A 22,501-nucleotide genomic window follows, 5' to 3' on the forward strand; every position below is an offset into this window, starting at 1 on the left:
TGATTGCACCGTCACTTCCCTATGGAAACAACGAACGAACCCATGTACAAGAACAGCAGATCAGAATTCATTTCATGTTAAAAAGTAAAAGCAGCCTTCCGCTCGCCGACGATGATGTGATTGTCATTCTTGATTTCCTTCGGCACGACGGAATACAGTCTTTCAATCGTTTCCTTGTTGCTGTACCCGATCTGTTCCAGTATCGAAGCTACGATAATCGGCCAAGGCGTTTCCGAGCCGTCGATCACCTTGAGCGCAAAGGCAACGCGTTCCCGGATTAAAGAGAAACAATACACGCCTTTGGCTCCGCCTTTAGCGACGATGTTGTCGTCACGCAGCAGCTCGGAACAAATGAAATTGTGGCTTGCGATGCTGTCGGGTCCGGCGTGCATGTACGCCGTCATTCTTTTTACGGCTTCGCGGGTTTCCTCGTCCCCGATCAAATCCGGGCAGGCCAGCTTCAGGTAAGCCTTGGCAATGTTGTGCAGCGGAAGCGCGAAGATCGGAAATCCGCAGCCGTCTACGCCGATTTGGATCTTTTCTGCCGGAATTTCGGCCATGTCGGCCAGCGTATGCAGAATATCCTGCTGGATCGGATGGGACAGCTGCCAGTAAGTTTCCGTATCATAACCCATCTCTCTCGCCGTGGCGATGATGCCGAGATGCTTGCCAGAGCAGTTATGGTACAGCTTTCTCGGCGGCTTGCCATCCCGCATGCAGGCGAACTTGGGCTCGTCGTTCAGCGGATAAGTGGGACAGCAGAGCAGCTGATCCTCCGTCAAGCCGATTTTGTCCATGATCGATTCCAGTGCTTCGATATGATACGTCTCCCCGCGATGCGATGCGGCAAACATGGCCGCTTCCGTGTCGGTCAATCCATATTTTCCGGCAATATTCTGCTTCATGACCGGAATGGCCTGAAACGGCTTGGCTGCGGAACGCAGGAACGTTACATGCTCCGCGCTTCCCACCTCATGAATCAGTTCGCCTTTGTCATTCACGCCGCACAGTACGCCCAGATGAACGTTCTCCAGCACGCCTGCGCGAAATTCTTCCACTAATGGTTTGTAATACATCTCTATCCCCCGCTTTACTTGTTGTTCAAGATGCTTCGCAGTGTCTGTCTTACACTTGTTCCACCTGTTCCATTTGGCTCCCGATATCCAGGAACCGGCTTTGCGCGAGCAGCCCCGATCCAATCACGACGCCGTCGTTCTCAAAAGCCGAATATACGATTTGAAACGTGCCGCGAAGCGGCTCCCAAACGAACTGCTGCATGCATTTCTCTGCGATAAATTCCCTGACTTCAGGAAATCTCTCAACCAGCTTGCCGGTCAGAATCACGGTATCCGGGTTGTACATGCAGGCAATATTGCTGATCGTGACCGCCACGAAGGTCATGGCTCTGTCGAGAATGCTTGATGCCCAGAATTCGCCGTCGCGTCTGGCCTGGAACAATTCGCCCAAGCTGGCGATCGGTTTGATTTTCTGGGATTGTTCGATCAAAGAGGCTTCCGCGATGTAGGTTTGCAAGCAGCCCACTTTGCCGCATTCGCATAAAATGCCGTTCGGATCGACGACGGTATGTCCGATCTCCCCCGCGCTGTTCGACTCGCCCCGGTAAATCTCCCCGTCAATAATGAGTGAGGAACCGACGCCGCTGCCGAAGCCGATCAGAACCGAGCGGCTCGATCCTTTGGCGGAGCCGTACATATGCTCAGCCAGGGACTTCACCTTCAGCTCGTTATCGACCGCCACCTCAAGGCCGGTAAGCTCCTTCAGCATGCCTGCGATGTCCGTCTGTTTCCAGCCAAGCTGAGCCGATAAAACCGCCGTGCCGCTGGCATAATCGATAATACCCGGAAGCCCGACGCCGATGCCGACGATTCTGCGGCGGTCCAAGCCTTCCTCGTCAATGAGGCCGTTGATTCCGCTTGCAATATGTTCAAGCGTTGCTTCTGATGCTTCATTAGCCTGCCGTTCCAAAGCTCTGCTGCCGGTTACGCTGCCATCCAGGTCAATGACGCCGATCCGGATGCTCGTTTTATCGATTTCTACGCCGATGGACAAGACGGATTTCGGATTCACCTGGAGAAGTACCGCTTTCCGTCCTACGCTGGTCGTTTCCTGCTCAATTTCATGCATGTAATCCAGATGGTAGAGCTCGGAGACGATCCGGCTTACCGTGGTAGGGCTCATTCCGGTTAATCTGGCAATCTCGGCACGTGACAGGGGTGAATTGTTTTTGATGATTTCAAAAACCGTCGTTCTATTTTTTCTTTTGATAAAATCCTGGTCGTGCTTTTGCATTTCGCGGATTGCTCCTCCACTATACTTAGTTATTTTCACCTATGGAGAAATACACCTTACATATGATGATATATTTATAGTTTATTGCTTTTAACAGGCTCGTTATGTCGAATTTACATCTATTATCTATTTAATTTCTCCAGTGATGTTATTAAAGAACTTTAATTGTTTTTAATTGGCCTGTCAATAACTTTGGAGAAATATTGGTTCTTGTAAATTTTCATGAAAAATTTAATAATTACAGAAAGAAAAGCTGTTCGTTCAGAGAAAGGTTGAAAACACATCATGAGTCAACAATCCCAAGCTTTACGGGCATCTTCGTCCGCCAAGGATCCTTTCCCTGTCTCGATCCTCTCGCTGACGGTCGGCGCCTTCGCGATCGGGATGACGGAGTTTGTCATCATGGGCATTTTGCCTAACGTCGCCGAAGACCTTCATGTCAGCATCTCTACGGCCGGACAGCTGATTACCAGCTACGCCCTGGGCGTTGCCATTGGCGCGCCAATCATGACGATTCTGACCCACCGGCTGCCGCAAAAGCTGCTCCTTTGCCTGCTTATGGGTCTGTTCATTATCGGAAACGGCATTGCGGTGATCGCGCCGAATTACAACATTCTGATGGCGGCCCGGCTACTTACGGCCCTCTGTCACGGTACGTTCTTCGGTGTCGGAGCGGTGATCGCCGCAAACCTTGTCCAGGCTCATCGCAGGGCCGGAGCCGTGTCCATCATGATGGCGGGTCTGACGATCGCCAACATCATCGGGGTTCCGATCGGAACCTTCGTCGGGCAGCATCTTGGCTGGAGGGCTTCCTTCGCGGCCATCATGATGATGGGCGTCGTCGCCCTGATCGGCATCATGATCTTTATCCCTCGGATCCGGCAGGATGAGCATGCCAGCCTGATGCAGCAGTTCAGAGCCCTTGCGCAGCCGAAGCTGCTCGTTATTCTGCTGGCCAGCGCCATCGGGAACTCCAGCCTCTTCGCGGTGTTCACGTACATTGCCCCCCTGCTCGAGCAGGTCACGGGCTTTCAGGAACACAGCGTCACCTGGATTCTCGTCCTGTTCGGCATCGGTGTCACGCTTGGCAACATCGCAGGCGGCAAGCTGGCCGACTGGAAGCTTATGCCGGCGGTGCTTGGCATCTTCGCTTCCATCTGCATCCTGCTGACAATCTTCACCTTCACGGTCCAAAGCCCTGTGGCCGCGGTCATCACCATTTTCCTATGGGGAGCCGCATCGTTTGCGGTGATGCCGGGCATTCAGGTCAAAATCATGAATATGGCGCAGGAAGCCCCGGCTCTGGCCTCCACCTCCAACCATTCCGCAGGCAATCTCGGAAATGCCTTCGGCGCCTTTTTCGGCGGGTGGGTCATCAACAATATGGGACTTACCTCACTGCCCTGGGTTGGAGCAGTTCTGGTCGGCATTGCCTTTCTGGTCGCCCTGTCCATCTACATGCTGGAGCGTAAGAGTACATCGTCCATCCCCATGCATACTCCGGGTAAGCAGATGTAAAGCTGGTGCATGGAAACGACTCAAACAGGCTTTCCCAAAAACAGCCCGGCGCCAGTCCAAGGATCCCTTAGACTGTCGCCGGGCTTATTTTTTTGCAAGAAGCCGTCATTCGGCTATAAGTTGACCTCCCTTTTCAGAAGGCCCCCCGCCATTTGATCTCGCTCACAAATCCGCAATTCGGCTGAAGGCAGGTTTCGGTTGATGCTGCTCATCGAAAAGGAACGGCCAATTTTTGCGGCCTTGCACCGGAAAGTTATCCAGCCAAGTGTAATCGTCAGCCGCTCCCCAGAACGTGACCGAATCGATCACGCCGCTGTACTCCTTCAGCAGCCGGAACACGGCTTCATACCGTTCTGCCTGCTGCTCCAGCATGGCCGGTGACGGCGCCTGCAGGCCGGAGTTTCTATCCTCGAAATGGAACATCGATAGATCGAGTTCCGTAAGCTGAAGCTGCAAGCCTAAAGAGGCATACTTCTCGATGGCTGCCCGGATATCATCCAGAGCTGGATCGTACAGATTCCAGTGCGCCTGTAAACCGATGCCATGAATCGGAGTCCCTTGCTCGATCAGCGACTTGGCCAGACGGTAAATCTTTTCGCTTTTCTCCGGGGAAGACTCGTTGTAATCATTGTAGAACAGCCGGGCAGCAGGGTCCGCCTCATGGGCGTACTCAAACGCCTTGGCTATGAATTCAGGACCGGCGATATCGAGCCATTTCGAAGGCCGAAGAAGCTCGGGGCCTTCATCCGCAATGACTTCATTGACGGCATCCCATGCATAAATGTCATTTTTATATCGGCCTACGACCGTATGGATATGCTCACGCAATCGTTCGAACAATACCGCTTTGCCTACCGGCTGCCCTTGGCGATCCACGAACAGCCACTCCGTTGTCTGATTATGCCAGACCAGCGTATGGCCGCGCATGGCCATATTATGCTTGCGAGCGAAGGCAGCCAGGCGGTCGGCATCATCGAAGCAATACACGTCCTCCTCCGGATGCACGAGGGCGAATTTCATTTCATTCTCAGCTGTGATGCTGTTGAAATGATGGGCGAGCAGCTGCTCCTGCAGACGGATTGTCCGCGGATTCACTGCAGCTCCAATCCTGAAGTCATTCGAAAACAGATTTTTTAAGGCCGGCTCCATGCGTGTTGGTATCTTATTCAAGACCGTTTCCTCCTTATCGAACAATCGAATGCATAACCTGCCGGGACCAAGGCCTTACTCCTTCACGCTCCCTACGTTCAATCCGACCACGAAATACTTCTGCATGAACGGATAGACCAGAAGAATCGGCACGGACGCCACGACCGTCACAGCAGCCCGAATCGAAAGCGGCGTCACGAGCGATATTGCGCTGTCCTGCGTCATGCCTGCACCTGCGGCGACATTCGGGTTATTGTTCGAATTCATGCTGGACGAGAGCAGCTTCATCAATTCGTACTGCAGCGTGCTGAGCTCCTGCTTCGAGGAGGTATACAGAAATGAGTCGAACCATGAATTCCATGCACCGACGGCCACAAAAAGCGCAATCGTTGCCAGCACAGGGGTACATAGCGGAAAAATGATCCGCATGAAGATTTTAAATTCGCCGGCCCCGTCGATTTTGGCTGATTCGACGAGACTCTCGGGAATGGTCCCGATATAAGTGCGGATGACGATCATGTTGAACGCGCTGATCATGGTCGGGATAATATATACCCAAAAGCTGTTCAGCAGGTGCAGGTCCTTGATCAGGAAGTAACCTGGGATCAGACCGGCATTAAAGTACATCGTCAGCACGAAAATGATCGTGATCGGCTTGCGGAACACGTATTCACGGCGGCTCAGCGTGTACGACAGCATCGTGGTCAGGAAGATGTTCAGCACCGTCGACAAAACCGTTCGCGCCACCGAAATCCAAAAGGCGTTATAGATCGTGCCGGAGGCGAAAACCGCCTTATAATTCTGCAGCGTCCACTGTCGCGGCCATAAGTAAATTCCGCCGCGGATCGTATCGTTACCCGAATTAAGCGAAACGGCGATCGTATTCAGGAAAGGATAGAGCGTCACGATGACAAGGACAATCATGAATACCGTGTTGCATGCATGAAATAACATCGGCTCGATTCGTCCCGAACCGGCGCTTCTCTGCAGTGTTAAGCCTGCTCGTTTACGCGAAGGCTGGAGTGGATGATTTTCCATGGTCATAGCAGCCTCTCTTCCCCGAGTCGTTTCGCGGTCCAATTGGCTAGCAGCAGCATGGTCACGCTGACGACCGTTTTAAAAATGCCTCCGGCAGTAGCAAGCGAATAATTTCCTTGAGCAATGCCGTATTTCAGAACAAATATATCAACCGTCTCCGCCCAATCCACGACAAGTCCGTTCCCGAGTAAATACTGCACTTCGAACCCGGCATCCAAAATATGGCCGATGGACATGATGAGCAGAATTACAATGGTCGCTTTAATGCCTGGAATCGTCACATAAAGCATTTTCTTGTACCGGCTGGCCCCGTCCATTTCCGCGGCTTCATACAGCGCGGGGTCAATGGATGCCATGGCAGCCAAATAAATGATCGTGTTCCAGCCGACTTCCTTCCAGACATGCGAGGCGCCGACGACGCCCCAGAAGTACTTTCCTTCGCTGAGCCACAGGATCGGCTCTTTAATGATATGCAGCTTCATCAATATATCGTTGATGACTCCATCCGAAGCCAGAGTTGTCGCGACGATCCCGGTGACGATAACCCAAGACAGAAAATGCGGCAAATAGGAGATCGTCTGTACCGTTCTTTTCCAAAAAATCTTCTTGATCTCGTTGAGCAGCAAAGCTAAAATAATCGCCGTAACGAAACCCAAGACGAGATTAATCAAGCTCATTCCAAGCGTATTGCGCAGCACTCTTAAAAAATTGTCGTCCGTGAACAGGAATTTAAAATGCTTGAAACCAACCCATGATTGTTCGCCAAAGCTGCGGGCAGGCTTGTAGTTCTGAAAAGCCATTGTCCAACCCCAGACGGGTACGTAAGCAAAAAGAATGATATACAGCGTCAATGGAACCGACATCCAGATCAGCTGCTTCTGGTTTTTGATCAGGGACCAGGTCATCGGTTGTTTTTTTTGCTTTTTGTCGTTGCGGACGGCTCTTTTTTTCCCTAAGGTCTCCTCCATATCAAGCGCTCTCCCCACAAGGCCGTATTTCAGGATACAATGAACATCCTAAACCATATCCTGATTCCAGAAAGCGGAAGGCGTAAAGCAGCCCTCCACTTTCCGCATGCAAGAACCCTTATTTACTCCAGTTGTCGATTCTCCACTTAATCTGCTCGTTGATCCGATCCTCGTACGCCTTGACATTCACCTTGCCGATTTGCGACGTATAGTCGCTCCATACGGACTCAAAGTCAGCCGGCTTGGCCAGAATGGCCTTCGGCAGGAGCTTCGTGGACAGGTCGTTCAGCTTCGTGTTGACCACCTTCGCTTCTGAGCCCTCGTTCAAATCAATCGTCCAGGCAGGGTAATATACAGGGTTTTCAGGCGGTTCGCTAAAAAAGTCGACATAGCTGTTGTAACCATATTGTTCAAGGAACTTCTTGTCATACTCTTTCAAGCCAGCTTGATACTCCTCCGGCTGGGCAGCAGCATCCGTCGCATTCCCGTCACTGAAGCTGCCTTCCATCTTCGGTGCAAAACCGAAGAACGTTTCGGCTTTATTCGCCAGCTTCCAGGTACCATCGGTGAATTTATCCCGCTGTTCCTGCGTTTTCATGAATCTTCCCTTTTCGTTCACAATATAGTCTTCGCCCTCGATTCCCCAGGTCAAGACCTTCTGCCAATCTTCCGTAATGAGCTGATCAAGCAGCTTGATGATTCTCTCGGGATCCTTGGCGTTTACGCTGATGCCGAAGCCATTGTTAAGGTTCAGCGGCGAGCGGTCGCGGTAATAATCCTTCGTATTGGTGTCATAGACGAGTGGAAGTCCCACATACGTTCTGTTATCTTTTTTCTGGGTGATCAGGGAGTTTTCGGCGTTCTGGAAATTCCAATGCTGATCGAACATGCCGAGTACCGCGCCGCTTGACAACTTAGCCAGATACTGGTCGTAGTTCTGCACAAAGGTCTCTTTATCGATTAATCCCTTGTCATTCATCTCGTTCAGCTTTTGATAATATTGTTTGGCATAATCCTTGTCGGCGAATATTTCGGCGACGCCGTCTTTGACAACCACTCCACCATCATTCGGATGACCGATCAAATGCTGCGGCGCATTGAAGAGGCCCCAGTTCCGCCAGTCATAGTTCAGAATTTCGAATCCGATCGTCGGACTGCCGTCAATCTTTGGATATTTCTCTTTGTATTTGGCGATTAAGTCAAAGTACTCGTCGAGCGTTTTCACTTTCGGATATCCGGCATCCGCAAGCACGTCTTTCTGAATCCAGAAGGCCGGTCCCGAGTAGTACGTGCTGTTCAGCTTTCCGTTAAACACCCCGTAGTTCGGCAAGATGTAAATATGCCCGTCATTCGGGTCCTTCATCATGTTCCAATAGTCAGCGTAATGCTTTTTCAAATTGGGTGCGTATTTCTCAATCAGATCTTCCAGCGGTATATAAGCTCCTGCTGCTGTCAGCTTGGTGTTGCCTGTCATCAGATCCGGATAATCGGAGCCGGCGATCATGACGCCCAGCTTTTGATTAATATCCCCTGCCAGAAATTCGAAGTTAAAGGTTGCGCCCAGTTCGTCCTTGATCTTTTTGTAGATCTTGTTGTCCGGCGTTGGCTGCTGACCCGCTTCCCCGATGAAAACGCTGATATTAAACGGCTCCACCTTGCCTTCTTTCTCTCCTCCAGCCTGCTCAGTAGAGCTTTTGCTGCTGTCGCTGCCTGAGCCTGACCCCGTGTCCTTGCTTCCGCTGCATCCGGAAAGAACGACGCTGAACCCCAGCACCATCAGCAGGCCGAGCCGGAGCAGAGCATTGGACTTACCCCCCATGTAAAGCACCTCCATCATATTTAGTTGCACTTTGTAAGCCTTTTCATTTTGCCTACCCCCATTGTAAAAGCTCTACCAGTGGCTAAACTATATCGCGATTAAAGGAATAACCCTAAAAACTTTAGAACCTGCTTTTCCGGTATTCGCTCGGGGTAACCTTCATCCTTGCCTCAAAGTGCTTGAGGAATGACCCGTACTGGCAGTACCCGACCGACTCGGCGATCTCGCTGTTTTTGAGTTTGCCTTCTTCCAGCAGCCGGACGGCTGCTTCAATGCGCAGGTCATGCAGCATTTGATGAAACCCGATCCCGTTCTTCTTCATAAGCAGCTGCCCGAGATACGCGGGATGCATGTAGAACACCTCGGACAGCTGCTTAATGGTGAGGCATTCGTTGTAATGCTCCTGAATATAGGCGTTAATCTCCTGGACGATCCCTTGGGCATGCTTCGTACGCTCGCTTCGCATCAAGCCAATGCTATCCAATCCGTAAGACAGCAGCCGCCCGGCGGCATCTTCAAGGGTCGGGCAGGCGCTGCTCTTGAGGACGGCATATTTCTCGATCAAAGCCTCAGCATGGTTGCCTGCGGCTTTCCTGACCAGATCCAGGATTTGAAACATCGTATGGACTGCCAGCTGGATCACGATTTCCGGTGCAACCAGCCTGGCCCGAAAACTGCTTGCAGCCGCCTCCACTAGATGGCGATAAGCAGCTGGATCCAGCAGCGTGACCACAGCGATTATATCTTTAATCACTTGTGCAGCATCCGGAAGCGTGCCAAACGGATGGTTCCGTATACTGTGGTACGATATCAAGCCTGCGGTATCCATGCCGTAAAAACCGTATCGCATCGCTTCGGTGGCAGCGGCGTAGCAATCGGAGATCTCGACCAGATGATTCCGTTCAAGTCCGGTGGCGAGGGTGAATTGTGAAGCGAACTTTGGCAGCAGCTGCGCCTGCAGTTCCCGCGGCAGCCCATCCTCGCAAGCCGCCCGGGCATCGTCGCTGCCGTATACCACCACAAAGCTGTTCGGCGCCACATCCACTACATATGCCAAATTCCGCTCCTTCAGCAGCTCATCGATGGTTTCCTTGATTCCGGCAAAAAAGGGCTCCTCCGCCCGGATCAAACAAAGATTCCAAAGACAAGCCTCAGAGGAAAAACGGTCCAGCGCCGCCTGATCAGACGGTTCGGCGGGCTGGCCGAGGAGCAGCCTCCGCAAGCACTGGGCGGCCTCTTCTTGCATGGCGATGCCTTCAATAGTGCGCTTGGCGGACGTTTCGACCAATTCTTCGTACAGCTCCTTTAACGCCTGCTCCGCCTCTTCCGGAATGACCGGCTTCAGCAGATAATGGTTCACGCCGTGGCGGATCGACGTCCTGGCGTATTCGAAATCGCTGTATCCGCTTAGTACCGCAAACTTGACAGGCTTGATGCCCTCACGCTGCCATGCGCCGATCATGTCCAGCCCGTTCATCAGCGGCATGCTCACGTCGGTCACGACCAAGTCCGGCTGCAGTCTCTTCATGAGCGCAAGGCCCTCCACGCCGTTGCTGCCCGTTCCGCAGACCTCAAACCCGAGCTCCCGCCAGTCCAACCACATCTGCAGCCCTTCAAGCGCTCCCGGCTCATCATCTATCAGCAGCACTTTAAACTTCATCCTGTCACCTCCCGTCACACAACCTGATCCAGAAACCGGATCGGAATTTCGAAGAATACCGTCGTCCCTTGGTTCGGCGAGCTAACGATGTCGAATCGCACTTGATCGTTGTAATACAGCTCCAGTCTCCGGTATACGTTATGCATGCCAATGCTGGACCCGGAGGAATGCTCTTCGGTGCGAACGGCCTGCAATATTTCCTTCAATCGGCCGGAATCCATCCCTTTTCCATTATCCGAAATGTTCAGACGCAGACGTCCGTCGATGACAAAAGCGCTGATCTTGACCATCCCTACGCCTTCAATAGCCTGAATGCCGTGCTTGCACGCATTTTCCACGAGCGGCTGGATGCTCATTTTCGGAATTTTATACTGCAGCGCCTCCTCGTCAATGTCGAATTGGTATTCGAACTTATCCCGAAAGCGGAACTTTTCGATTTTGAGATACATCTCGACGAACATGATTTCCTCCTCCAGCGAGACGATGTCTTCTTTCCAGCTAAGGAGCCGTCGAAGCAGCTTGGAAAGGCTTTTGATGATGTCCGTGACGTCCGTGTAATGATTTTTCGTGCAGACCACGAGGATGGCGTTCAGTGTGTTGAATAAAAAATGGGGGTTCATCTGGCTCTGCAGAAAGTTAATCTCGGCGCGTACCCTCTCCATTTCGAGATCCTTCTTCTGAATTTCCAGCTTGTAGACGTTATTGATCAAAAATTTGATCCGGGCGGTCATCCCGTTAAAATTCTGGATCAGCCCGCCGATTTCATCGCGGCCTTCGTCGATCCGGATCAGGTCGAATTTCTCGTTCGTCACCTTCTGCATATGCCGGGACAGCCGCTTCACCCGGTAATTGTAGGACCTGAGCATGATGAAAATGAAACTCGTCGCAAACACGGCCACGATCGCCGCCAGAGCCCCTATGTACAGCCTCATTTCGGTCATGGCTTTCGATATGCGGACGCCTTGGGTCATACCGATCAGCTTCCACCCTTTCACATACTTCGCCGTACCGATCGCTACGGTGTGCGCGTCCTGCTGACGCTCGTTCTCGCTCAGCCGAAATATCGGATAGCCTCCCGCTTTGCCGCGCTGGTAGCCGCTGTCCGCCGACATGATGATCTGGTTGTTTTCATTGACCAAATACAGATTCAGGTAATCCTTCTCGCGCACGATGACGTCATAAATTTTGTTAAGGTCGATATCGATGCGAAGCAGCTTTTCATGGTTATCGAAAGAGTCATAATAGTCCATGTTCTCAATCACGCTCAGATAAGGAGCCGTCGATGCCGTATCGCTTGCGTCTGTCGCTTGGTATGCAGCTACGGACACCGGGTTTCCGGATCCTTTCCACAGCTGGTACCAATCGCTTTTTTGCACGTCTTCATTGATGACGTGATAGTTGCCTCCATTGACGATCGTCGCGTTGTCGGTGTATATACCGATCCGCTGGATCTGGTTGTTGACCGGGATGTAGCTCGTCACCCGGTTTCGGAGCTGCTCGTCGAACATCTCATAAAAATCCAACTGGTTGGCGTATTCCCGGTCCAGCATCTCATACAGCGTCTTATCGGTACTTAAGGCATGGCTTACGGCCACGCCGCCATCGATGAAATCGTGGATATCCTTGCGGGCCCTTTCCATCGATATTTCCAGGTTCTGTTCCTCCCTCGCCTTGATCAATCCGGCCATTCGGTCCATGACCAGTAGATTAATGACGACGATGGGAAGAAGGACGCCCACGAAGAAGATCAGGAAGAACTTGTAATTCAGCGGGATATCGTTGACGAAGGACCTGAGCTTGAGCTTTCTTTTCAGCATAGGGTCTCCTCCCCGTTCGTCCCTGCCCGGCTGCCGTCTTTTTGGTATACGGATGGCAGGATGCCCGTCTGCTTCTTGAACCTGGTAATGAAATAGTCCGTGTTCGGAAATCCGACTCGAACGGCAACCTCGGCAATTCTCAGGGAAGACTGCTTCAACAGCCGCTTCGCTTCCTCGATTCGTCTATGGTTGAGATACTCGTTAAAGGATTTGCCCGTATTTTTCTTGAACAGCTGTCCCAGGTACGCCGAGTTCAGGTGAAAATGCTTCGCCAAATCCTGCAGCTGCAGCTTGCTCCGGAATTCACGGTCCACGTATTGAATGACATGAAAGATGGTGTTGTCTTCATTCCGCAGCTCCAGCTCGCGCAGATTCCTGGCAGCCTGTAGGCACAAATTCTCCACGTAATGCTCCAGCTGCGAGTAATCATGTATGCCGTCCATGGCGCCGAACGATTCGCCGAGTTCCTTCGCGAAAATTCCTGTCTGCCCGTTGATCTCCAGGATGGAACGATAAAGGGTCATTTCCATGTCCGCCGCCTGCGCCTTCACGATTTCGATATCCTGCCGCTCGGAGATGAAGGATGCGAATATATGTTTAACGCATGCTTGGATTTCTTCCGCTACTCCGGCGCGTACCTTTTCAAGCAGCTGCTTGAACTGATCCGGGTGCAGGCTGCGTCGTTTTTCCGATGGGGAGTGGCCGCAGTCAAAAAACACGCCGCTTTTCCCCTGCGCCCGCTTACTCTCGGCCAGTTCCGCCGCCTGCAGATACAGCTCCCTGACGAACCTGATTCCCGCAGCTTCGCGGCTGACGCATACGATCACAGGCCGCTCCGCAATCCCGCATAAATCCCGGTATATGGCATGGATCGTTTCCTGGAGCTGCTCGCCATGCGCCTCGTGATCTGCCCCCATGAACAGGATGGCGTTTCTTCCGCTTCCGTCCCGGAAACAAGCCCCTTCCCTTTTCGTGCAATAACGTCTGCAAATCTGCTGGAATTGCGCTGGCTCAAAAACGCTTTCGGTGATCAGGCAGCGCATACGCTCACAGCCCTCCAGCTGGAGCAGGCTCCGAGCCCGCGCCGCAAGCTTGTCGGTGTATTCTCCCTGGATCAAACGGTTTATCGTATGGTTCACGGCAGCATGCTGCTGCTTCTCATAACGCAGCCCGGCTTGGTCCTCGTTCCGGATTTGGCGGAAAATACCAGCCAGCAGCGCTCCCATTTCCTCCTCATCGACCGGCTTAAGCAAATACCCCGCCGCCCGCTGCCTCATGGCCGTTCGGGCATACTCGAAATCATCGTAACCGCTAAGAATGACGAATTTGGGCGGCTTCTCCAGCAGCCGGTTCGCCTGCTCCATCAATTCGAGCCCGCTTAGCACCGGCATGCGGATATCCGTGACCACCAGCTCCGGCTGGTGATGCCTCACCAATTGGAGCGCCTCGTGACCGCTCAAAGCCTCTCCGCAGATCCGAAAACCGTGTTCCTCCCATCCGATCATCGTTCTTAAGCCTTCCAACACCCACGGCTCGTCGTCCACCAGCAGCACATGATACATATCGTTCACTCCTTCGATCCGTTTGTACGTACAACTGAAAGCGTATACAATTATGAATGTCACATTCACATCCCTATGAAATTAAGCCTGATTTTAACAAAATAAGGGCAAAAAGGGAACCTGATTTTCCATGGAGAACTCGGCTGCTGCTCCTGCCAAGTCAAAAAAAGAGTGGACAGAAACGCAAAAATCAGGACAATGACAGATAAACAGAACTTTGGAAAAAACTTCAAGACGCGCAAATCATGTATCGTCTGGGAAAGGTTGGATCGGCATGCTCATTAAACTGAACAAATACAATACCCTGCGGAATCAGATGCTCCTCGGCTTCCTATTCGTCATGCTGATTATTCTGTTCGTTGTAGGCATCGTCAACTTCGACTCTGTATCCAAACTGCTAAGGACCAACGCCGAAAAGCATATCCAGCAGACCGCCGTACAGGCTAACGGCAGACTGGAGGCGGTACTGAACCAAATCGATTCACTCACCACCCAGGTGGCGACGAATACCTATGTTCAGCAGCTGCTGCTGAACGAGCAGAACGGCAAGCTCGCCACATTCTCCGAGCGGCAGGCTCTTCTGTCGAGTATTAAGATCGTACAGACGTATGCTGACGGCATCCAATCCGTCGAAATGTACAGTGGAAGCAACCGCAGGCTGTTTCCGCTGGATGGAGGCGACCTGGACAACAAAATCAGCCAGCAGTGGATCGATACTGCCAGAGCTCAAAAAGGGCGGATTGTCTGGGTAGGCATCGATCCGATGGATCCCGATTCCGTCCTGGCCATCCGCAGCATCAGCCTTATGGACCAGTGGTTCAGACCGGGGGGATATCTGCTCGTCCGCATGAGCCGTGAGGTTTTCAAAATTACGGAATCGCTTACAACGGACGGAGGACAAGAGACCATGCTATTGGTCGACCGTAACGACAGCCTCATTGCCGCCAATGACGACCCGTTTACCGCACAGGAAATCAAACCGCTCATCGATGAAGAGCGGCCGATCGTTACGATCGGCAAACAAAAATACATGCTGGTAACGCAGCAATCCGAGGTCACGGGATGGACGCTGCTGATTCTGACGCCGATGGAAGCCATCACGAGCGGGATATCGGTGCTGCGGACGGCCATCCTGGTTTCTGCAGGCATCGGTACGCTGCTCTTTATTCTGCTCTCATTCCTGCTGTCCACCATGATCACAAGGCCGGTGTTCAAGCTGATCAAGACGATGCGCAGTGCCAGACTGGGCGGGCTGAGGCCCATCACCCATATCTCGTCGACCATTGAAATCAATGAACTGAACCACTCGTACAACCAGATGGTCGAGCATATGAACGAGCTGATTAAGCTCGTCTACGAAAAAGAAATCATTCAAAGCCGGACCGAGCTGAAGGCGCTGCAGGCGCAGATCCATCCCCATTTCCTTTTCAACACACTGGAGGCGCTGTATTGGTCGCTGCTCGAGAAGCAGGAAGACATGCTTGCGGAATATGTCGTGGCGATGTCCGACTTGTTCCGGTATACGATTACCGGCCCGAACAAGGACGAATGGGTAACGCTTGGCGACGAGCTGGAGCATATCGAGCGCTATCTTCTGATCATGAAAATGCGCTTCGGGGATCGCATCACTTGGTCCATCACCTCCTCTCCGGACTACGCTTCCATCCCCATGCCCAAGCTGCTGATCCAGCCGCTTGTCGAGAACGCGGTGCTCCATGGCGTCGAAAGCAGGATCGGACCCGGAACCGTAACTGTCGATGTTAGGCTGTCAGGGGATCTTCGCCATTTGGCCGTGACGGTGTCCGATAATGGAAAAGGCATGGAGGAAGACATGCTGCAGCGCATCGTATCTGCTCTGGAAACCGGACAAATGCCATCCTCCAAGGGCTCCGGCGTCGGAATTCTGAACGTCCAGCAGCGGATCAAGCTCTATTACGGCGGAGACGGCCGGGAGCAGCCCGGCCTTACCATCCGCAGCGTGTACAACGAAGGAACGCAGATTAGTCTCACGATTCCAATTCAGATGGGAGAGATCGAATCTTGTTGAAATCCAAAACGATATTGATCGTCGATGACGAGCCCCGTACCAGACAAGGATTAAAGAACATGCTGGACGTTTGGAGCGGCGGAAGCTGTGAAGTCAAAACGGCCAGCAATGGCAAGGATGCGCTGCTGGTTCTGGAACAGGCCCCCGTTCAATTGTTGATTACGGATATCCGGATGCCGGAAATGACCGGGCTAAGCCTGGTTCAGCTGTTGGAGTCGGCATCCTTGACATGCCATCCTGCCGTGATCCTGATTTCCGGCTATGCTGAATTCGATTATGCACACCAGGCCATCCAGCTCGGCGTCGTGAATTATTTGCTGAAGCCGATCCGAAGGGAGAAGCTGATCGATGCCGTAGAGCAGGCGCTCGGACTGCATGAGAAACGAGCCAGAGTGTCCAAAATGGAGCTGATCGTCGACAGCAAGCTGATGGATGCCACCGAGGATCTGGCAGTGCGCAGCGAGGCTGTCCAGGATGCCATCCGCTACGTCGAGGAACACATGGAGCATAACTTCGGACTGCGCGAAATTGCCGATTACGTGCACCTGAATCCAAGCTATTTCAGCGTGCTCTTCAAAGAGCAAATGCAGATGACGTTTATCGAATACGTAACCCGTACGAGGATTCAGAAGTCCAAGGAACTCCTGCTCCATACACGGATGTCCGTGGCAGAAATCGCGGAGCGCGTCGGCTACCAGTCGACCAAATATTTTAATAAGGTATTCAAGGAGCATGAAGGCTATAGCCCTGGTACCTATCGTAAAAACAGCCTTGCGGCACCTAAATAAAGTGGAATAATACCTAAACGCTGTGCCCTTATGCGCCAGAGGTGACGGGTGATACACTTGCTTCAGCGGGAGAAAGCGCATACATATCTCGCAATGATGAGAAGGGGGAACGAGCCCATATGAAAAGAAAAACGTTATCGCTATCCATGCTTTTACTCTCGTTCATGCTGGTGCTGGCAGCGTGCGGCGGAGGAAGCAAAGACAAGGCGGACGGACCGGAAAGCCCCGCTGCCGGCAATGACGGCAGCAAAGCGTCATCCGGTGACAAAGTGACGATCAAAATGATGCATCTATGGCCGGATGGCAGCAACTCTGCCCAGAACAAGCTGGTCAAGCAAATTATCGGCGAATACGAAAAGTCCAATCCGAACGTAAAAGTCGAAACTGAAGTGCTTGAGAATGAACAGTACAAGAATAAAATCAAAGTACTTTCCGCCTCCAACAGCCTCCCGGATGTCGGGTTCACCTGGGCTGCCGGCTTCCTGGAGCCGTACGTGAAAGGCAACATGTTCGCCCCGCTTGATGATCTGCTCCAGGGCGAGCTGAAGGACAAATTCGTAGCGGGCACGACCGAAGCCTACGCCGTGGATGGCAAAACGTATGCGCTTCCCGTGGAACTTAACATCGTTCCGGTCTATTACAACAAGGAAATATTCTCGAAATACAACCTGCAGCCGCCTCAAACCTACGAAGAATTCAAGAACATTATCAAAACGCTGAATGACAATAAGGTCACCCCGATTGCCCTCGGCTCCAAAGATGCTTGGACCGGCTCCTTCTGGTACATGTACCTGGCGGATCGCATCGGCGGACCTGATGTGCAGGATCAAGCCGTCGCGAGCAGTACCTTCAGCGATCCGAGCTTGATACAGGCCGCCAAGGAAACCCAGGAGCTGGTGAAAAGCAACGCCTTTGTCAAAGGCTTCAACGGGCTTTCGAACGACGAGGCCAAATCGGAATTCATGAATGAAAAAGCCGCCATGTATGCCATGGGAACCTGGGAGGTTCCGAATTATACGACGAATCCGGACATTCCGCAGGAATTCAAGGACAAAATCGGTTTCTTCAAATTCCCGACGTATGACGGCGGAAAAGGAAACATCAACGACTGGGTAGGCGGCGTCGGTGTCGGATTATTCGTATCCGAAAATTCGAAGGTGAAGGATGACGCCAAGAAGTTCGTGAGCTACTTCGTGAAAAGATGGGGCGAGTTATCCGTGACCGAGGCGGGAATCATTCCCGGCACGAAGGTCGATACGTCGAGCGTCAAGCTGCCTCAAATGTTCATCGACGTGCTGAACGAGCTGAACAACGCGAGCAAGGTCATTCTTTATCTGGACGTCCAGATGAAGCCGGTGGCTTCTGAAGAGCATCATAACCTGGTCCAAGCGCTGCTCGGCAGCGCCGTGACGCCGGAAGAGTTCGCCAAGAAGCAGGAAGACGTGCTCAAAGCCGGAAAATAATTTTGCGGGAGGCAGAGGCAAAGGACGAGGTGATCAGCTGGCTTGGTCCCGTCCTTTTCTCTTTTTCCGCAAAGTAAGGAGGCATTGTATGGATAAAGTCATGTCCCACAAAGGAATCATCGCCCTGTATGTGCTGCCTTCCCTGCTTCTCCTTTTGGCTATCATCTATTTTCCGATTCTGTTAACCGGATATTATGGCTTGATGAAATGGGATGGCGTAAGCAGCATGACGTTTATTGGAATGGAAAATTACACGACCCTGATGAAAGACGACGCTTTCTGGAGCAGCGTAACCCATTCTTTGCTGTTCGCCGTTCTTTCAACGGTAAGTCTCGTTATCTATATGCTGATTGCCCTGGTGCTGGCAGGAAACATTAAAGGTGCCGGCCTGCTGCGGAAAATTTACCTGATTCCGATGCTGCTCTCTTCGGTCGCGATCGCGCAGCTGTGGCTCAAGATCTATCATCCGACAAACGGCATTCTGAATTCTTTTCTGGTCTCGATCGGGATTGCTGATCCGCCGGCTTGGCTGTCCGAACCGAAATTCGTGCTGGCTGCCCTGTTCGTACCGATTCTGTGGCAGTATGCCGGATTTTATATATTGATCTATTATGCCGCCTTGAAAAATATTCCCGCATCGCTCGTGGAAGCGGCGCGCATCGATGGCGCCAATCCATGGCAGATTGCGCTGCGGATCAAGCTGCCGCTGATTTCCGAGGTGATCAAGGTTACGATCGTGCTCGCCGTTGTCGGCTCCTTGAAATATTTTGACCTCATCTACGTCATGACGGATGGGGGACCGAACGGCGCCAGCGAGGTCATGGCATCCTATATGTATCACAAAGCGTTCCGCGGCTTTGATTTCGGCTACGGCAGCGCCATCGGCTTCGTCCTGCTGATCATTTGCATGATCGCGACCTGGGCGATCCGCAAGGCCACGGCCTCCAAAGACACGATTCAATATTCTTAAGAGTTCGGAGGTGTAACCTATGAAAACCGCAAGCCACGCTGTTATGAATCCCGCCATCCATGCTCCGCGACGATCGGCGGGATCCAAACTGGGCTACGGCCTGCTGTATATCGTTCTCATCCTAGCCGCGGTCATTCAAGTTCTGCCTTTGGTCTGGCTGCTTCTCTTCTCCTTGAAGAGCAACCAGGAGGTATTCAATCTTCCTCCGTTCGCGTTTCCCAGCCATCCCAAGTGGGAGAATTACGAGAATGTCTGGGTGCAGGGCCATATCGGCCGTTATTTCCTGAACAGTATCGTCATAACCGTCGTGTCCGTCATACTTACGATTCTGCTGGCAAGCTTTGTCACCTATGCGGTGACCCGCATGCGGTGGAGGCTGCAGTCGCTGGTTCTCGGGCTTTTCATGGTCGGAATGATGATTCCGGTCCACTCCACCTTAATTCCGCTGTTCAGCCTGTTCCAAAAAGTCGGGCTGACAGATAACCAGCTCAGCATTATTCTGTCTTATACAGCCTTCAATCTGCCGATTACGATCATGATCCTGCTCGGCTTCTACTATGCCCTGCCGCGCGAGGTCGAAGAAGCTGCGATCATGGACGGCTGCTCCGTAAACCGGATGTTTTTCCGAATCGTCATGCCGATGACAATATCGGTGATGGTAACGGCAGCGATCATCAACATGATTTACAACTGGAACGAGTTCATATTCGTCAACACCTTCATCAGTTCCGACAACCTGAAGACGCTGACCGTAGGGGTTCAGAACTTCGTCGGCCAATATACAACAGACTGGGGGGCGATCGGCGCTACGCTCATGATCAGCATTTTGCCGATCCTCATCGTGTTCCTGATCCTCAGCAACCGAATCGTGGAAGGCATTGCAGCCGGATCCGTGAAAGGCTGACAGGTGGAACGTAAGACGCAGCATGGAAACCGTTCACAGCGTGCACACGCGCTAAGACATGACAAACGGACAACGGTTAGCTTGCCGATGTCCGTTTCTTTATAGGCTTGATCCAGGCGCATCATTAAAGGCTTACCTTTTGCCCCGTGGCCCTGCTTTCATTAGCCGCTTCGATAAAACGCATGATTTCGAGCGTAATCGAAATATCGAGCGGATGCGACTCGCCCCTGAAAAACGTCATCACCTGCTCCAGCAGACTTGCATAAAAAGGCTTGGAGCCCGCGGCGATATCGACAAAGACATGCTTCTCTTCCCGATGAATCAACGCTGCAAAAGGGGTTCCGGCGAAGCGGCTCCCGCGGACGGTGCCAAGTTTGCCATGATCCCATTCAGCCACGATGATCTCTTCGTTTCCCGGTTCGCTTGTGCTCGTCGCGTATACATAACGGCAGCCCGTACCCATAATCGTATACAACATTTCGATACTGTGAATGCCGTACCAGAAATAGCCCTTTTGCGTTGATTCCATAGCCATGGGTCCGTAACATGCAGCGCCGGTAATCCCCCCTCCCTCGCTTCTTTGGAGCTCATCCGTCAGCGTCTTCTCAAAACGGAGGGCAGAAGAGCTCATGATCGGAATACCTGCTTCGCTTGCCATATCCGCCATCGCTTTGGCATCCGAATAACTTACAGCAAACGGCTTATCGATAAAGACCGGCTTCCGGAACCTTGCGATTCTCTCGAACATTTCCTTATGTAAGCGTCCATCCGCAGCCAGCAGCAGGATCGCGTCCGCTTCCTCGGCCACCTGCTCGGGCTGGGTCCTCATCTTCACTCCGTACAACGTTTGAAGTTTAGCCGCAAACTGCCCGACTCTGGTCCTGAAATCCTCGGACCCGCCTGCAAAAGCGGAGATTACTCGTCCACCCGGAACGTGAAAAGCATGGCCCGGATTGTTCAGCAGCTCCGTGAATGCCGTGGAATGGGACGTATCGGTCCCGATTACCCCAATCTTCAATGCTCCCTTCAATCTCGTTTCCCTCCCGCACCTAAACTCTTATCAGTAATAAAGGCCCCAACTTTATGTCTATTGTATAGGAATGCTTTTCGGTCGCCAAATTCAATGGAAGGCCTTGTCCGATAAAAGTAACTTCTGACTTAATATAAGGTGAGCTAAGCTTCCTAATCATTTTTAGGCCATCTCTATCACATATCGTCCCTTTGCGTGAATATACTTGATTCATAAGGATTCAATCGCTGCTTAAGCCGAGTATGCGCATATGGGAGGTGCTGAACATGAAATCCGACGATCATTCGCTGTTTGTCGTATCCAAAGAGGACTGGTCACTCCACCGCAAAGGTTATCAGGACCAGGTCCGTCATCAGGAAAAAGTAAAGGAAATGATTAAGCAGAACCTGCCCGATCTCATTACGGAAGAAAGCATTGTCATGTCGGACGGTAAACAGATCATCAAGGTCCCCATCCGGAGCCTGGACGAATACCGTTTTATCTATAATTTCCAGAAACAAAAGCATGTGGGCCAGGGAGACGGGGACAGTCAGGTTGGTGATGTGCTCGCGCGCGATCCGGCGCAAAAGCCCGGTCAGGGCGAAAAGGCCGGAGACCAGCCGGGACACGATATCGTGGAAGCCGAGGTCAGCATGGAGGATCTCGAAAACATGCTGTTCGAAGAGATGGAGCTTCCTTTCATGAAGCCGAAAGAGCAGCAGGACGTGGAAACCGAATCCATCACCTTTAACGACATCCGCAAAAAAGGCATGCAATCCAACATCGATAAGAAACGCACGATTCTCGAGAATCTGCGCCGCAATGCGACGACCGGCACCCCCGGCATCCACCACATCAGCCCCGATGATCTGCGCTACAAAACCTGGGAGGAAACCGTCGTTCCCCATTCCAGCGCCGTCATCATCGCCATGATGGATACGTCGGGCAGTATGGGTTCATTTGAAAAATACTGCGCGCGCAGCTTCTTTTTCTGGATGACCCGCTTCCTGCGGCGGCAGTACGAAAAGGTGGACATCGTCTTCCTGGCGCATCATACCGAAGCGAAGGAAGTAACGGAAGAGGACTTTTTCACCCGGGGGGAAAGCGGGGGTACGATCTGCTCCTCCGCCTACCAAAAAGCGCTTGAAATCATCGACCGCCGCTACCCCCCTTCCAAATACAACATTTATCCGTTCCACTTCTCGGACGGCGACAACCTGACCTCGGATAATGAACGCTGCGTACGACTGATCGGCGAGCTGCTCAAGGTCAGCAATATGTTCGGGTATGGCGAAGTCAATCAGTACAACCGCAGCAGCACGCTGATGTCGGCCTACCGCAATATTAAAATGGACCAGTTCATGTACTATGTCATCAAGGAAAAAGCCGAGGTGTATCAAGCGCTGCGCACCTTCTTTCAAAAACAGGAAGGTGCACTCACCTAAACGCTCCGACATTTGTAAAGCCATACTCAAGAAA

At 52.2% G+C, this 22,501-nt stretch carries 17 protein-coding genes; 7 read left to right on the forward strand and 10 right to left on the reverse strand.

Annotated elements, in window-relative coordinates; translation table 11 throughout:
• Window positions 1–77: 77 nt before the first annotated feature.
• Together ACTHPM_RS12700 and ACTHPM_RS12705 are read right to left on the reverse strand one after the other, a co-directional pair.
• Complete coding sequence (locus tag ACTHPM_RS12700; protein ID WP_440395999.1) at window positions 78–1,076, reverse strand: asparaginase; 999 nt, start codon at window positions 1,074–1,076, stop codon at window positions 78–80.
• Window positions 1,077–1,125: 49 nt separating this feature from the next.
• Window positions 1,126–2,310, reverse strand: a complete 1,185-nt coding sequence (locus tag ACTHPM_RS12705; protein ID WP_440395998.1) for an ROK family transcriptional regulator — start codon at window positions 2,308–2,310, stop codon at window positions 1,126–1,128.
• Window positions 2,311–2,595: 285 nt separating this feature from the next.
• Between ACTHPM_RS12705 and ACTHPM_RS12710 the strand changes: the two genes are divergently transcribed.
• Complete coding sequence (locus tag ACTHPM_RS12710; RefSeq protein ID WP_440395997.1) at window positions 2,596–3,828, forward strand: MFS transporter; 1,233 nt, start codon at window positions 2,596–2,598, stop codon at window positions 3,826–3,828.
• A 162-nt stretch (window positions 3,829–3,990) separates the two neighbouring features.
• Here the strand turns inward: ACTHPM_RS12710 and ACTHPM_RS12715 are convergent, their stop codons facing one another.
• The 7 genes from ACTHPM_RS12715 to ACTHPM_RS12745 all read right to left on the reverse strand — a co-directional run bounded on the left by ACTHPM_RS12715 (window position 3,991) and on the right by ACTHPM_RS12745 (window position 13,841).
• On the reverse strand, window positions 3,991–4,977 hold the full coding sequence (locus ACTHPM_RS12715; RefSeq protein ID WP_440396255.1) for an endo-1,4-beta-xylanase: 987 nt from the start codon (window positions 4,975–4,977) through the stop codon (window positions 3,991–3,993).
• A gap of 75 nt (window positions 4,978–5,052) precedes the next feature.
• Complete coding sequence (locus tag ACTHPM_RS12720) at window positions 5,053–5,931, reverse strand: carbohydrate ABC transporter permease (RefSeq protein WP_440396253.1); 879 nt, start codon at window positions 5,929–5,931, stop codon at window positions 5,053–5,055.
• An 86-nt stretch (window positions 5,932–6,017) separates the two neighbouring features.
• The gene (locus ACTHPM_RS12725; RefSeq protein WP_440395996.1) at window positions 6,018–6,983 is read right to left on the reverse strand and encodes an ABC transporter permease; all 966 of its coding nucleotides are present in this window, start codon (window positions 6,981–6,983) and stop codon (window positions 6,018–6,020) included.
• A gap of 118 nt (window positions 6,984–7,101) precedes the next feature.
• Window positions 7,102–8,802 carry a sugar ABC transporter substrate-binding protein gene (locus ACTHPM_RS12730; protein ID WP_440396252.1) on the reverse strand — a complete coding sequence of 567 codons (1,701 nt, stop codon included), beginning with the start codon at window positions 8,800–8,802 and terminating at the stop codon, window positions 7,102–7,104.
• 121 nt (window positions 8,803–8,923) lie between these two features.
• Complete coding sequence (locus ACTHPM_RS12735) at window positions 8,924–10,462, reverse strand: response regulator transcription factor (protein ID WP_440395995.1); 1,539 nt, start codon at window positions 10,460–10,462, stop codon at window positions 8,924–8,926.
• A 14-nt stretch (window positions 10,463–10,476) separates the two neighbouring features.
• Window positions 10,477–12,279: a cache domain-containing sensor histidine kinase gene (locus ACTHPM_RS12740; protein WP_440395994.1), complete on the reverse strand. Its 1,803-nt coding sequence runs from the start codon at window positions 12,277–12,279 to the stop codon at window positions 10,477–10,479.
• Window positions 12,273–13,841, reverse strand: coding sequence for a response regulator transcription factor (locus tag ACTHPM_RS12745; RefSeq protein ID WP_440395993.1), 1,569 nt, complete (start codon window positions 13,839–13,841; stop codon window positions 12,273–12,275). Before ACTHPM_RS12745 ends, ACTHPM_RS12740 begins: the two co-directional genes overlap by 7 nt.
• Window positions 13,842–14,115: 274 nt before the next feature.
• On the opposite strand from ACTHPM_RS12745, the gene ACTHPM_RS12750 reads away from it, so the two are divergent.
• The 5 genes from ACTHPM_RS12750 (at window position 14,116) to ACTHPM_RS12770 (ending at window position 20,013) form a co-directional block, all read left to right on the forward strand.
• Window positions 14,116–15,888 carry a sensor histidine kinase gene (locus ACTHPM_RS12750; protein WP_440395992.1) on the forward strand — a complete coding sequence of 591 codons (1,773 nt, stop codon included), beginning with the start codon at window positions 14,116–14,118 and terminating at the stop codon, window positions 15,886–15,888.
• On the forward strand, window positions 15,882–16,676 hold the full coding sequence (locus ACTHPM_RS12755; RefSeq protein ID WP_440395991.1) for a response regulator transcription factor: 795 nt from the start codon (window positions 15,882–15,884) through the stop codon (window positions 16,674–16,676). The genes ACTHPM_RS12750 and ACTHPM_RS12755 overlap by 7 nt, the downstream gene beginning before the upstream one ends.
• A gap of 119 nt (window positions 16,677–16,795) precedes the next feature.
• Window positions 16,796–18,139 carry an extracellular solute-binding protein gene (locus tag ACTHPM_RS12760; protein ID WP_440395990.1) on the forward strand — a complete coding sequence of 448 codons (1,344 nt, stop codon included), beginning with the start codon at window positions 16,796–16,798 and terminating at the stop codon, window positions 18,137–18,139.
• 88 nt (window positions 18,140–18,227) lie between these two features.
• Window positions 18,228–19,109 (forward strand): carbohydrate ABC transporter permease, encoded by an 882-nt coding sequence (locus tag ACTHPM_RS12765; RefSeq protein ID WP_440395989.1) that lies wholly within the window; start codon window positions 18,228–18,230, stop codon window positions 19,107–19,109.
• 19 nt (window positions 19,110–19,128) lie between these two features.
• Entirely contained in the window at window positions 19,129–20,013 is an 885-nt protein-coding gene (locus tag ACTHPM_RS12770; RefSeq protein WP_440395988.1) for a carbohydrate ABC transporter permease, read from the forward strand.
• A gap of 124 nt (window positions 20,014–20,137) precedes the next feature.
• On the opposite strand, the gene ACTHPM_RS12775 is transcribed toward ACTHPM_RS12770, so the two are convergent.
• Window positions 20,138–21,043, reverse strand: coding sequence for a Gfo/Idh/MocA family protein (locus ACTHPM_RS12775; protein WP_440395987.1), 906 nt, complete (start codon window positions 21,041–21,043; stop codon window positions 20,138–20,140).
• 266 nt (window positions 21,044–21,309) lie between these two features.
• Here ACTHPM_RS12775 and yhbH point away from each other — a divergent pair, with 266 nt between their 5' ends.
• Window positions 21,310–22,467 carry a sporulation protein YhbH gene (yhbH, locus tag ACTHPM_RS12780; protein WP_440395986.1) on the forward strand — a complete coding sequence of 386 codons (1,158 nt, stop codon included), beginning with the start codon at window positions 21,310–21,312 and terminating at the stop codon, window positions 22,465–22,467.
• Window positions 22,468–22,501: the final 34 nt, after the last annotated feature.

It is taken from the genome of Paenibacillus sp. SAFN-054, assembly GCF_051966755.1.
In the GTDB taxonomy this organism is placed as follows: Bacteria; Bacillota; Bacilli; order Paenibacillales; family Paenibacillaceae; genus Paenibacillus_AQ.

Coding starts and splice junctions, on each gene's coding strand:
- ACTHPM_RS12740 (WP_440395994.1), bottom strand. CDS start 12,279: ATGCTGAAAAGAAAGCTCAAGCTCAGGTCCTTCGTCAACGATATCCCG.
- ACTHPM_RS12730 (WP_440396252.1), bottom strand. CDS start 8,802: ATGGGGGGTAAGTCCAATGCTCTGCTCCGGCTCGGCCTGCTGATGGTG.
- ACTHPM_RS12745 (WP_440395993.1), bottom strand. CDS start 13,841: ATGTATCATGTGCTGCTGGTGGACGACGAGCCGTGGGTGTTGGAAGGC.
- ACTHPM_RS12700 (WP_440395999.1), bottom strand. CDS start 1,076: ATGTATTACAAACCATTAGTGGAAGAATTTCGCGCAGGCGTGCTGGAG.
- ACTHPM_RS12710 (WP_440395997.1), top strand. CDS start 2,596: ATGAGTCAACAATCCCAAGCTTTACGGGCATCTTCGTCCGCCAAGGAT.
- yhbH (WP_440395986.1), top strand. CDS start 21,310: ATGAAATCCGACGATCATTCGCTGTTTGTCGTATCCAAAGAGGACTGG.
- ACTHPM_RS12750 (WP_440395992.1), top strand. CDS start 14,116: ATGCTCATTAAACTGAACAAATACAATACCCTGCGGAATCAGATGCTC.
- ACTHPM_RS12735 (WP_440395995.1), bottom strand. CDS start 10,462: ATGAAGTTTAAAGTGCTGCTGATAGATGATGAGCCGGGAGCGCTTGAA.
- ACTHPM_RS12705 (WP_440395998.1), bottom strand. CDS start 2,310: ATGCAAAAGCACGACCAGGATTTTATCAAAAGAAAAAATAGAACGACG.
- ACTHPM_RS12765 (WP_440395989.1), top strand. CDS start 18,228: ATGGATAAAGTCATGTCCCACAAAGGAATCATCGCCCTGTATGTGCTG.
- ACTHPM_RS12720 (WP_440396253.1), bottom strand. CDS start 5,931: ATGTTATTTCATGCATGCAACACGGTATTCATGATTGTCCTTGTCATC.
- ACTHPM_RS12760 (WP_440395990.1), top strand. CDS start 16,796: ATGAAAAGAAAAACGTTATCGCTATCCATGCTTTTACTCTCGTTCATG.
- ACTHPM_RS12715 (WP_440396255.1), bottom strand. CDS start 4,977: ATGGAGCCGGCCTTAAAAAATCTGTTTTCGAATGACTTCAGGATTGGA.
- ACTHPM_RS12725 (WP_440395996.1), bottom strand. CDS start 6,983: ATGGAGGAGACCTTAGGGAAAAAAAGAGCCGTCCGCAACGACAAAAAG.
- ACTHPM_RS12770 (WP_440395988.1), top strand. CDS start 19,129: ATGAAAACCGCAAGCCACGCTGTTATGAATCCCGCCATCCATGCTCCG.